An 11948-nucleotide genomic window follows, 5' to 3' on the forward strand; every position below is an offset into this window, starting at 1 on the left:
CTTCGCGCGCGCATGGAACTATCAGCGCCAGAGGGGTGATCATGGTGCTGAATACAGACGCAATCGACAAAGTAAAAAGCCTGCTTGATACAGGCGCCAGGGACTTTAAAGCCTATCAGGATGAACTGTCGCGCATCCCGGCGCTCAATGTCCTGATGGGCGGCAAGGCGTTGACCGTGCTGGATGAGAAATTGATCTCACTGGAGCTGACGGACAACCGCGGATTTAATGCCGATGAGCTAACGATCTCCGTTGACGATAGCCAGGGTGATATTGCGTTGCCGCCGCGTGGCGCGGAGCTATCCGTGTCGCTGGGATGGCTGGGAGTGCCACTGATATACAAGGGGATTTATATTGTTGACGAGGTGTCCCATTCAGGCCCGCCAGACCGTATCGACATTACCGCCCGGAGCGCTGATTTTCGGGATGAATTCAACGTTAAACGCGAGGTGTCGTGGCACGACGTCACCGTGGAGCGCATCGTGTCGGCCATCGCCCACCGCTACAAGCTGAAGCCGATCATATCTGAGCAGCTGATGAGTGCCGAGATCGACCACGCAGACCAGACCCAGGAAAGCGACATGTCATTTTTGACTCGCATGGCGGATATTCTGGGGTCCATCGCCACGGTAAAAAACGGATGCCTGTTATTTATCCTGCCCGGCGGCGGAGTCAGCGCGAACGGCAAGGCGCTACCTGAGTTCGCTATCACGCGCAGCAGCGGGGATCGACACTCTTTCCGCATCGCTGACCGTGATGCATATACCGGCGTACAGGCGTACTGGCTGGATTTGGACTTCGGAAAAAAGAAAAAGGTCACCGTCAGAAAGCGCAAAAAGACCGCCGAGAAAAAGCCACGCAGCAGCAGCCGGGAAGGGGATTATATTGCAGGTGAAGACGGCAACGTTTTTGTGCTGCGGACAACCTACAGTAGCGAAATAGCGGCGCAGCGCGCGGCCGCCGCAAAGTGGCAACAGCTCCAGCGAGGCGCAGCTGAGTTTAATTTAACACTGGCCTATGGCCGCGCAGATCTTTACCCGGAAATGCACGGCACAGTAACCGGGTTTAAAGGGGCGATAGATAATCAGGACTGGATAATCGCAAAGGCCACACACTCTATCGACGATAACGGATTTCAAACACGGCTTGAGCTTGAAGCGAAAATACCTGAATGGATTGCAGAAAGTGAGGGTTAGCGGCCATAATATGAGCGAGTTCAACTCCCGCCCCGGGAGGCCATCATGTTTAAGTGTCCTATCTGTGGTGCCGTTGCGAAAACGCGCACCAGTCGTCCGTTAAGTAATACCACCGTTCGGCATTATCATCAGTGCCAGAACTTTGAATGCAGCATCACTTTTACCACGCTAAATAGCGTTGAAAAACTGGTAACAAAACGCGGCCATCGCGAAAAGTTGCCACCTGGTTTTATCCCTTCAGATGCGTTCCCCGCTTCGCATTATGGAAACGATCAGCTTAGCCTCGCAGTTTAAAATAGGCCCCGCATATGCGGGGTCTATCTCTTGTTAACTCAGAATAATCCGATAAAATCAAAATGTTTTGTAACAAATGAAAATTAATAAGTAACGATGGGGATGATTGCTATGGCTTTAGTTAGCTGCCCGGAATGCCGGAAGGAAGTGAGTGATTCAGCGTTGAGGTGTCCGTCATGTGGTAAACAACTAAGAAAACCGCGACGCTCAATTTTTGGGGTATTAATAAAATGGCTCTTTATTCTATTTAATATCTTCATGATCTACGCCCTTTTTAAGGGGTTAGGTGGAACCGGTGAAGTCATTAACAATGCAACATCGGAAGCGGAAAGGGCGGGGGCCGCTTTAGGAGCCGGTTTAGGGATGATGGCCATTGGAACGATTTGGGTTATCGGCGACGTAGTCATTGGAATACTGGTGTTTCTTACGAGACCAAAGGGATGATCTCATGAAGAAAAGTTTTGTTTTCATTGCGACATTTTTAGCAGCCTCCGTTTCTTTGGCTACTCATGCTCAGGAGGAGCCAAGGGACTTTAAAGGGGTTCTTCAGTGCCGAACTATGGAGGATAGCTCTCAGCGTCTTTCTTGTTACGATAATTCAATTCCACCTACGCGAACGAAGATTGTTAAAAAATTTGAAAGTAGAGAGCAATGCCCTGATGAAAAAACGGATGAGAGGCGTCTGACCTGCTATGACAGATTTTTCTCGCCAACCTTTAAACCTGTTAGCTCAGCTAAAACCGCATCTTCAGTCGCAGAGGTTGGCAAGATCGAGACGATCAGTAAAGACAAGGTCATCGTGTGCCGCTCAGAAATAAATGGCACTAAACGATTAGCGTGCTATGACAAGCTTTTCCCTCAAGATGCAACAGAAGAGGTTGTATCCACCGCAGTAGAGCCAGTCTCGAACCCTGGAAAATGGTTGACCCATATAACAACATCTCCAGTTGATGACTCAAAAAACGTGGTTTTAATGCTACCTAGCAATGATTCCATTAGAACCCCATACGGTGAAACGGTTACACCGACGATTTTTGTAGCTTGCCGGGAAAAGAAAACTGAAGTCTTCATTAATTGGGATGTGTACTTGGGGTTAGAAGAAACGAGCATGCTTTATCGGCTTGATAAGCAAAAAGCCGTGGAAAGAAGCTGGTCGATATCTACCGATACAAAGGCAGTTTTCTATAGCGGGCGAGATATTGATTTTGTTAAAGCCCTAATGAAAGCCGATAAGATGTTCGCCAGGATAACTCCTTACAACGAAAGCCCCGTGTCCGTAACATTCGATCTGGCTGGACTCAATAGCGCATTGAAACCCCTACAGCAAGCCTGCGGCTGGAAATAGAGCTAACAGTCAATCAGGGTAAGCCACGGCAGGCCGTGGCTTCTGCTTAGTGTGGTCTTTATGTGGATCGTAATTTTTAAAAAATAATAAATATCAGTAAGTTAATGTTATTTCTGAGGCGGATCACTCCGCCTCGTCTTCCGCAACGCGAACGCCCACCTTCAGAACGTGGTCCTCTTCTTTTTCCGCGACCGTCCACACCATGCCGGCAAACTCAACCTGGTCACCCACGACCGGCGCCGCGCCGAGCTGGTGCTGCACCACGTCGCCCAGCGACAGCTGGCGATCGCGATACTCTTCTCCGCCGTCGAGGCCGTAAATTTGCGCGACGTCGGCAAACCTGGCGCTGGCGTCAAGAATAAAGTCGCCGAAGAAGCGCTGGTCGAGCGCTACCGGCGGCGACTGGCTGAACATCTTACCCAGCGCGGGCAGGTCGCGCTCGCGGCCGATCACGCACAGAATATCGCCCTCCAGCAGGCGGGTGCTGCCGGTGGGGTGCAGCAGCGCGTTATCGCGAAACAGGGCGGCAATGCGCGTTTCCGGCGGCATATGCAGATCGCGAAGCGCCGCGCCGACGCACCATTTATCGGCGCTGAGCTGATAGACGAACTGCTCCCACGGATTCTCCGGATGGATATCCAGCCCGACCCGGGAAATGGGCCAGCCGACCGGTGGGACCACCACCCGCGCTTTTTTCGCCGCCCACGACAGCGAGGTGCCCTGCAGCAGCAGCGAGACCAGCACCACGAAGAAGGCGACGTTGAAGAACAGGCGCGCATTCTCAAGCCCGGCCATCATCGGGAATACGGCGAGGATAATCGGTACCGCGCCGCGTAACCCCACCCAGCTGATGAAGATGCGCTCGCGCAGATTAAACCCGCGAAACGGCAGCAGGCCGGCGAAGACCGACAGCGGACGGGCGATAAAAATCATCCACATCGACAGCAGCAGCGCCGGGATCGCAATCGGCCACAGGTCCGACGGCGTCACCAGCAGGCCGAGCACCAGGAACATGGCGATTTGCGCCAGCCACGCCAGGCCGTCGAAGTTTTGCAGAATGCCGTGGCGGTTGCGAATCGGCCGGTTGCCGAGCAGGAAGCCGCACAGATAGACCGCCAGGATGCCGCTGCCGTCCAGCGAGGTGGTGACGGCGAAAATCATAATTCCGCCGCTCAGTGCCAGCAGAGGATAGAGGCCGGTCGGCAGCACGATGCGGTTTATCATCTGCAGGAGCAGATAGCCGCCGCCGAGGCCGATGACGATCCCGAGGCCAAACTGCTGCACGATGTGGACCGCAAACATCCAGCTGAGGCCGGTTTCGTGCTGCTGAATCATCTCGATAAGCGTGATGGTTAGAAATACCGCCATCGGATCGTTGCTGCCGGATTCGATCTCCAGCGTTGAGCCGACGCGTTCGTTGAGGCCCTTGCCGCCGAGCAGGGAGAAGACCGCCGCGGCGTCGGTAGAGCCAACAATCGCGCCGATCAGCATCCCCTCAATCAGGTTGAGATGAAACAGCCACGCTGCCATCAGCCCGGTCAGGCAGGAGGTGATCAGTACCCCGACGGTGGCCAGCGAAAGCGCGGGCCACAGCGCCACGCGAAAGGAGCTGGCCTGGGTGCGCATCCCGCCGTCCAGCAGGATCACCGCCAGCGCCAGGTTACTCACCATATAGGCGAAAGGGTAGTTGTCAAAAGGGATGCCGCCGATACCGTCAATGCCCGCCAGCATGCCGATAGCCAGGAAGATGACCAGAATCGGAATGCCGAGACGTGAGGAAAAGGAACTCAATAAAATGCTACAGGTTACTAATACAGAACCCAGAATAAACAGACTAATAACCGCACCGGCATCCAATGTTCATGCACTCCTTACGCGTATGAAGACTTTGAGAAATTGACAACATATTAACCATCCGCGGGGGATCCGGAAATGTGTCACGGAAAATTTTATTCCGTCAGCACCGGATGGCCGCTCAGCGTGAGGGTGGTGGTGGCCGCATTGTTCACCAGCAGCGCCCGCGCGCCGAGCGGCAGGGTGACGGTGCGCTGCTCGTGGCCGAAATCTAAGCCGTCGATCAGCGGAATAGCGAGCTGCGCGCGCAGGTAAGCGTAGACCGCCGGTAAATCGTATCCGGCGTCGTAATCGTTGGGCGCGGCGCCGCTGAAGCTGCCGAGGATAATCGCCCGCTGGCGCGCAAGAATGCCGCTATGTAGCAGCTGCAGCAGCATGCGCTCGACGCGGAACGGATGTTCGTTGATATCTTCCAGTACCAGAATGCCGTCGGCAATCTGCGGCAGCCACGGCGTGCCGATAAGCGAGGTGAGCATCGCCAGGTTACCGCCCCACAGCGTGCCCTGCGCGCGGCACTCCGGACCGTCGCCGTCCCATTCGAGGGTAAACTGCGGGCTGCTCAGCGCCTGCCAGAAGTGAAATTCCGTGAACGGATCCAGCGTTTCTGCACCAAAGTTACCTGCCAACATCGGCCCGCTGAAGGTGATTATGCTACCCTTTGCCAGCAGACCCAGCTGGATCGCCGTGAAATCACTGTGGCCGCAGATCAGCAGCGGGTCCTGCCGCTGGCGCGCGGTCAGGCCCTGCCAGTCGATATGCGGGAGCAGACGGCTGGCGCCGTAGCCGCCGCGTACCGGCATGACGATGCGGTTGCTGCCGTCGAGGGTGACGAGCTGGTTGATATCGTCCAGGCGTTGCTGCTCAGTCCCGGCAAAGCGCTGCTGTCGGCGGGTAATGACCTGCTGGTTCATCACCTGGTGTCCTGCTTCCAGCAGACGGCTGACGCCGCGGGCCGCCGCCTGCTGGTTGGTGCAGTAGCCTGAGGGGGCGACCAGATAAAACTGGGACATGACAATTCCTTGCTAAGAATGAAAGGGTTATCATGCCGCCTGGAGCGATTATTGTCATCTCCAGGCAGCAAACTTCAGCCAATAAGGATAGATGTGTGAAATTGAGATGGTGCGTTTTTTTATTTGTGTTCCTGGCCGGCTGTAGCTCGAAACATGATTACCGCAATCCGCCGTGGAACGCCGAGGTTCCGGTGAAGCGGGCGATGCAGTGGATGCCAATCAGCGAAAAAGCCGGCGCGGCGTGGGGCGTTGACCCACAGCTGGTGACGGCGATTATTGCCATTGAGTCCGGCGGTAATCCCACGGTAGTGAGTAAATCCGGCGCGGTTGGCCTGATGCAGCTGAAGCCTTCGACCTCCGGGCGCGATGTTTACCAGCGCATGGGCTGGCGCGGCGAGCCGTCGGTGAGCGAGCTGAAAAACCCGGAGCGCAATATTTCGATGGGCGCGGCCTATCTGAGCATTCTTGAGAACGGTCCGCTGGCCGGGATTAAAGATCCGCAGGTGATGCGCTACGCGGTGGTGGTCTCCTACGCCAACGGCGCCGGCGCGCTGCTGCGCACCTTCTCGTCGAACCGCCAGGACGCGATTGACGAGATCAATGATATGGATGCCGACGACTTCTTCGAGCACGTAGCGAAAAAGCATCCGGCTCCGCAGGCGCCGCGCTATATCTGGAAGCTGCAGAAAGCGCTGGACGCGATGTAATCATCGCCGCCTTGCGCCACTCGCGCCGCGCTTAGCGGGACGACAGAACGCGTGATTCTGTCGCCCGCAGGCGCGGCGTTTTAGACCAGAGCTTAGAAATCGTAGCCGACGGTGGCCGTCACGCTGCGCTCCGCGCCCCAGTAGCAGTTGCCGGTTCCGTAGCAGCCGGAGAGGTACTCCCGGTCGCTGAGGTTATTCGCATTCACCTGCACGAACGCCCCTTTCAGCGACGGCGACCAGACGCCGAGATCCGCCCGCACCATGGCATCCAGCAGGGTCACCGACGGCAGACGCTCGGTATTGGCATCATCCGCCCACTGTTTCCCAATATAGCGAACCCCCGCACCGGCGCTGATCCCTGCCGGGAACTGATAGCGCGCCCAGAAGGAAGCCATCTGATCCGGCGAGAGCTGCGGCGTATTATCGTTGGTGCCGTCCCTGGTTTCCTGGAAGCGCAGGCGGTTCCAGGTATAGGAGGCGATGGTGCTCAGCTGCGGCGTAATTTGGTTATGCATCTCCAGCTCGACGCCCTGAGAGTGCACCTTCCCGGCCGGAACAAAGGTCGCGGTGGCGATATTCGGATCGCGGGTGGCCACGTCTTTCTGGGTTAAATCATAGATAGCGATACTGTACATATCGGCGCTGCCCGGCGGCTGGAACTTCAGACCCGCTTCGACCTGCTCCGCGGTCGTCGGTTTAAGCAGGGTGCCGTCGGCTCCCGGCAGCATTGCCGGGGTAATGGCCTGGCTGTAGCTCAGGTACGGCGAGAGGCCGTTTTCCAGAGCGTACAGCAGGGAGGCGCGGCCGCTGATATGGTCATCCGAACGGCGGCTCGAGGTGCCGAACGTGTCGCTGACCTGCTGGGAAACGATGCGATCGTAGCGGCCGGAGAGATCCAGATGCCAGCGATTCCACACCATCTCATCCTGCAGATAGAGCCCGGTTTGATAGTAGCGGCGGTTATTGTTGTCGCTGTAGGTGACGGTATGTCCGGTTTGGGCGGTATAGCCGCTAAACGGATCGAGCGGCGAGGCGCTGCCGGCTCCGGTCCATAAATCGTTGCGGAAGCGGTGATATTCCGCGCCGAGGATGAGGGTATGCGCCAGCTCGCCGGTATTAAAATCGGCGCGCAGGCGGTTATCCGTAGACCACGCGTCCAGCGAGCCGCGCGAGCCGCTGTAGCCGCGAGAGAGCATATTGCTATCGTCAACCCAGCCCACCTGATACACCTGATCTAACGAGACGTTGGTGTGGGTATAGCTGCCGGCGGAGTAGGCCGACCAGACGTCGCTGAACTGGTGATTAAACTCATAGCTGTAGATCTGCTCGCGACGCTGATAGCCATCGGACGGATCGCCTTCGTTGGTGCTGGTGGAGAGCTTGCGCCCGTTGTGCGCGTAGCGGGTGCCGTCCAGCGGCAGCGAGCCGTGATAGCCGCCCGACGGATCTTTTTGCAGATAGGCGCGCAGCAGCAGCGAGGTGTCGCTATCCGGCTGCCAGAGCAGGGACGGCGAAATGGCGTAACGCTCTTCGCGGGAGTTGTCATACTGGGTATCGCTGGAGCGCGTCATGCCGATAATCCGATAGGCCCACTGGTCGTTTATGGCATCGGTATAGTCGAAGGCGGCGCCTTTGGTATTTTGCGTTCCGCCGCTGAGGCGGAAATGACCTTCAGAGGTGAACTGCGGGCGCTTCGAGGTCAGGTTGACCAGGCCGCCCGGCACGCTTTGCCCGTACAGCGCGGAGGAGGGGCCGCGGATAACGTCCACCCGTTCGATAAACCACGGATCGACCTGAATGACGTTATGGCTCCCGCCGTCGCTCATCAGGCGCATGCCGTCGAGGAACAGGTTATCCACGTCGCCGCCGTGGTAGCCGCGCAGGGAGACGGTATCAAAACGCGTCGCGCCGCCGCCAAAGCTAGAGTAGACGCCTGGCGTGTACTGCAGCGCCTGGCTAATCGTATTCGCGCCCTGATCGGCCATTTGCTGCCGGGTAATAACCGACACCGACTGGGCGGTAGTAATCAGCGGCTGATCGGTTTTGGTGGCTCCGGCGGAGGTCTTTGCGCTATAGCCCACGGTGGGCGTGCTGGCGGAGTCGACCGGCTGGGCGGTAACCACGACCGTTTCTTCCGCAAGGCCTGCGAGAGGGAAAGCGGTAGCGAGGGCGCACAGTAAGGCGGAGCGTTTGAAGGTGACGCGAGCGATCATTGCATAATCCTGATGTTACGCAGCCTGGTACTCCTGTACGCCGCCGCGAGAAAAAGCGAAAGTGTCAATTTTCGTCATAAAGTAATACGAATTATTATTGTTTATCTTATCGTTATCAAGATGTAATTCGCGCGCAGGAAAGTAAAACCTGATGATAAATATGGTATTTATCGGTACAGGCGCGGCGTGCGGGGGAGGAGGGCGTGAGGGCCAGCGCGCGTGCCTACCAGATTTGGTAGCCACGCGCAGGCCGGGTGCGGTGAGGGTTAATGCGCGGCGGCGGGCGCCGCTTTACCCGTTTCGCCAGGGCTGTCGTTCGCCGCTGGCTTAGCGGCAGGTGCCGTTTTATCCGTTCCGCCAGCGCTGTCGTTCGCCGCTGGCTTGGCGGCGGGTACCGCTTTAGCCGTGCCGCCGGCGCTGTCGTTTGCCGCCGGTCGCGCCGCCGGGAGCGAATCGCAAGGCTTCTCTTTCGGGCACACCAGGTCGAGCATTTTCAAGGTCACGCCGTTGGTCCAGCCGAAGCCGTCCTGCAGCGGATACTCGCCGCCACCGCCGCCGGTGCCGGTTGAGCTGACGTCATACTTTTCCACCAGCTTCTGCTTGCTGTCATAGGTGTGCTGGACGTTGCTGAGGAACCGCCAGCTCACCTCCATCGCGATTTTCTGCTGGCCGTAGTTCTGCAGCCCTTCGGCAGCCACCCACTGCAGCGGCGCCCAGCCGTTCGGCGCATCCCACTGCTGGCCGCTGTTGACGGTAGTGGTGGTTAAACCGCCCGGTTTCAGCAGGCGAGACTGCGTCGCGGCGGCAACTTTGGCCGCCCGTTCGCTGGAGGCGGCGTTGACGTACAGCGGGAACAGGGCCGCGGCGGTGAGCTGATTGCGCACCTTGTGGCTTTTAAGATCGTAATCGGCGTACCAGCCCTCTTTGTCATTCCACAGGTATTTCTCCAGCGCCTTCTGGCGGTCGTTGGCCAGCGCGTCGTACTGCGCCGCCTTCGCGCTATCGCCGGCGGCTTTGCTGGCGCGGGCGAGAGTTTTCTCCATGCGGAACATCAGCGAGTTAAGATCGACCGGAACGATGCTGGTGGTGCGAATGGTGCCCAGCTGCTGCGGGTTATCCATCCAGCGGGAGCTGAAGTCCCAGCCGGAGGCCGCGGCGGAGCGCAGATCGCGATAGATCTCGGTCGCCGGGCGGTTGGGGTTGTTTTTGGCGGTGGTCACGTCATCGAGCCAGGACTCCGGGCGCGGCGTGTCGTTGTCGTCCCAGTAGCGGTTCAGCAGCGCGCCGTCTTCCATGCGCACCACCCGCTTATTGGCTTTGCCCGGCGACAGCGCATCGGCGCCCTCCATCCAGTATTGGTACTCCTTCTCCATCTGCGGCAGCCAGGCTTTCAGCGCCCGATCGCCATCGTGGGTCGCCAGCAGCTCCACCATAAACGGGAAGAAAGGCGGCTGCGACCGGCTCAGGTAGTAGCTGCGGTTGCCGTTGGGGATGTGTCCCCAGGTATCGATCTCGTGGCCGAAGTTGGCCACCATATCGGCCACTTTATCCCAGTGCCCGCTTTCGGCGAGGCCCAGCATGGTGAAGTAGCTATCCCAGTAGTAGACCTCGCGAAAACGGCCGCCCGGGACGACGTAAGGCTTGGGCAGCGGCAGCAGCGAATCCCACTTCTCGACCTCGACGGTGCTGCGGGTTAGCACCGGCCACAGGCCGTCAATATGCTGGCGCAGGGTTTGGCCCTTGGGCGGGACGTAGGTGTCGTTATCTTTTGGCAGCGCGAAGTTGAGCTCGACGAAGTGGCGCAGGTCGAAGCTGGCCTGATTTTTCTGCATCCGGTAGTCGGCGAGGATCATCAGCGGATCGCCGTTCGGTACCGCGTCGGCGAAGGTTTTCTGATCGGGGAAGAGTTTGGCGCTTTGCACATCGTTGAACAGCGGGCCTAACAGAATATCCGGCGACTGCGGCGGGGCGGGTTTTGTCTCATCGGCCTGGGCCGCCAGCGCTGACAGCGCAAAGAGGGCGCCTCCCAGCGCCAGACGCAGCGCGTAGGGCAGCGCTGCCGGGCGACGTGAAACGGATCTCGTCATGGGTAGTTCTCCTTATCATTACAGACGATTTTGCCACTGCGATTGATCATCAGAAAACCTTAGACGAATATCTGCCGCTACGCGTGTCGCAGCTAACATTTTGGATGAAAACAGATAATTTACCTGTATTCTGCGCCGCCGCCGGGCGAATAAGGGCGCCGTGCGCGGCGCCGCTTTATGCTAAAATCGCGCTACCGTAACGACGGGCGACAAGCGCCCGGGGAGCGAACCGTGAACCGACGTCATTTTCTACTGTTTAGCGCCGCGGCGCTGCTGGCCGCCCGCCGCGCCGGCGCCGGCGAGGGTCAGCAGGAGATCCTGAATCTCTGGCCCGGCGTGGCGCCAGGGGGCGGCGGGCCTGGCGGCGCTGTGCGGCTGTCGGCCCGGGGCGCCCTTAGCCAGATAGCGCGGCCGCAGCTGACGGTATGGCGACCGGCGGTACCCAACGGCCACGGCGTGCTGGTGGCCGCGGGCGGTGGCTATCGGCGGATTGAAATGGCCATGGAGGCGTGGCCTGCCGCCCGCTGGCTCACGGCACGCGGCTACACCGCCTACGTCCTGAGCTACCGCCTTCCCGGCGAAGGCTGGGCGGCGGGGGGCCTGGCGCCGCTGCAGGATGCTCAGCGGGCGCTGCGCCTGATTCGTCAGCGCGAACGGAAGGCCAGCCTGCTGGGCTTTTCCGCCGGCGGTCACCTGCTGGGGATGGCCGCCTGCCGGGCCGATTTTGCCTCTTATCCGCCGCTCGACGCGGCGGATGCGCTCCCCGCCCGCGCCGACGGGGCGGCGCTGATCTACCCGATTATTTCCCTGGAGCCGCCCTACAGCCACACCGCCACCCACCGGATCCTCGCCGGGCCTCACGCCTCGCCGGAAGTTGACCGCGCCTGGTCGGTGCAGACCTACGTGAACGGGCAGACGCCGCCCTGTTTTTTGACCCAGGCGCTGGACGATCCGGTATCCGATCCGCACAACACGTTGATTATGGCTGACGCCTGCCGCCAGCATCAGGTGCCGGTCAGCCTGTATCGCTACGCCAGCGGCGGTCACGGCTTTGCGATGGGGCGTCCGGGGACGCCAACCGTCGACTGGCCGGGGCACTATGCGACCTGGCTGGAGGCGCTCTCGCCGTAATGGCGCAAAGCGGTTTGCCGTGCCTCATCGTGGTGCAGACCGGGCGAAATATAAGGAAAATAACGGGTTGTTTTTTGCACAGCCAGGCGGCGCGAGGCTGCGGGCTTGCAC

The 11948-nt window shown here is 59.0% G+C and carries 10 protein-coding genes; 6 read left to right on the forward strand and 4 right to left on the reverse strand.

Features of this window, described 5'->3' with window-relative positions:
• Positions 1 to 41 precede the first annotated feature (41 nt).
• The 4 genes from RTE01_RS09960 (at position 42) to RTE01_RS09975 (ending at position 2835) form a co-directional block, all read left to right on the forward strand.
• Entirely contained in the window at positions 42 to 1196 is a 1155-nt protein-coding gene (locus RTE01_RS09960; RefSeq protein ID WP_141334957.1) for a phage late control D family protein, read from the forward strand.
• 45 nt (positions 1197 to 1241) lie between these two features.
• Positions 1242 to 1490 (forward strand): ogr/Delta-like zinc finger family protein, encoded by a 249-nt coding sequence (locus RTE01_RS09965; protein ID WP_101869126.1) that lies wholly within the window; start codon positions 1242 to 1244, stop codon positions 1488 to 1490.
• A gap of 111 nt (positions 1491 to 1601) precedes the next feature.
• Positions 1602 to 1934 carry a zinc ribbon domain-containing protein gene (locus RTE01_RS09970; protein WP_117035270.1) on the forward strand — a complete coding sequence of 111 codons (333 nt, stop codon included), beginning with the start codon at positions 1602 to 1604 and terminating at the stop codon, positions 1932 to 1934.
• A gap of 4 nt (positions 1935 to 1938) precedes the next feature.
• Positions 1939 to 2835 carry a type VI secretion system-associated protein TagO gene (locus RTE01_RS09975; RefSeq protein WP_112166133.1) on the forward strand — a complete coding sequence of 299 codons (897 nt, stop codon included), beginning with the start codon at positions 1939 to 1941 and terminating at the stop codon, positions 2833 to 2835.
• Positions 2836 to 2958: 123 nt separating this feature from the next.
• On the opposite strand, the gene RTE01_RS09980 is transcribed toward RTE01_RS09975, so the two are convergent.
• Both RTE01_RS09980 and ldcA read right to left on the reverse strand, forming a co-directional pair.
• Entirely contained in the window at positions 2959 to 4692 is a 1734-nt protein-coding gene (locus tag RTE01_RS09980) for a potassium/proton antiporter (RefSeq protein ID WP_041146168.1), read from the reverse strand.
• 92 nt (positions 4693 to 4784) lie between these two features.
• A complete protein-coding gene (gene ldcA, locus RTE01_RS09985) occupies positions 4785 to 5699 on the reverse strand; it encodes a muramoyltetrapeptide carboxypeptidase (RefSeq protein WP_115192408.1) in 915 nt (304 codons plus the stop codon).
• 95 nt (positions 5700 to 5794) lie between these two features.
• On the opposite strand from ldcA, the gene emtA reads away from it, so the two are divergent.
• Entirely contained in the window at positions 5795 to 6406 is a 612-nt protein-coding gene (gene emtA, locus RTE01_RS09990; protein WP_041146166.1) for a membrane-bound lytic murein transglycosylase EmtA, read from the forward strand.
• A gap of 92 nt (positions 6407 to 6498) precedes the next feature.
• On the opposite strand, the gene RTE01_RS09995 is transcribed toward emtA, so the two are convergent.
• Together RTE01_RS09995 and RTE01_RS10000 are read right to left on the reverse strand one after the other, a co-directional pair.
• Positions 6499 to 8619 (reverse strand): TonB-dependent siderophore receptor, encoded by a 2121-nt coding sequence (locus tag RTE01_RS09995; protein WP_041146165.1) that lies wholly within the window; start codon positions 8617 to 8619, stop codon positions 6499 to 6501.
• A 266-nt stretch (positions 8620 to 8885) separates the two neighbouring features.
• Positions 8886 to 10706 (reverse strand): alpha,alpha-trehalase, encoded by a 1821-nt coding sequence (locus RTE01_RS10000; protein WP_141334959.1) that lies wholly within the window; start codon positions 10704 to 10706, stop codon positions 8886 to 8888.
• Between the two features lie 231 nt (positions 10707 to 10937).
• Between RTE01_RS10000 and RTE01_RS10005 the strand changes: the two genes are divergently transcribed.
• Positions 10938 to 11837 (forward strand): alpha/beta hydrolase, encoded by a 900-nt coding sequence (locus RTE01_RS10005; RefSeq protein WP_141334961.1) that lies wholly within the window; start codon positions 10938 to 10940, stop codon positions 11835 to 11837.
• The last annotated feature ends 111 nt before the right edge of the window (positions 11838 to 11948 follow it).

The organism is Klebsiella terrigena (genome assembly GCF_006539725.1).
In the GTDB taxonomy this organism is placed as follows: Bacteria; Pseudomonadota; Gammaproteobacteria; order Enterobacterales; family Enterobacteriaceae; genus Klebsiella; species Klebsiella terrigena.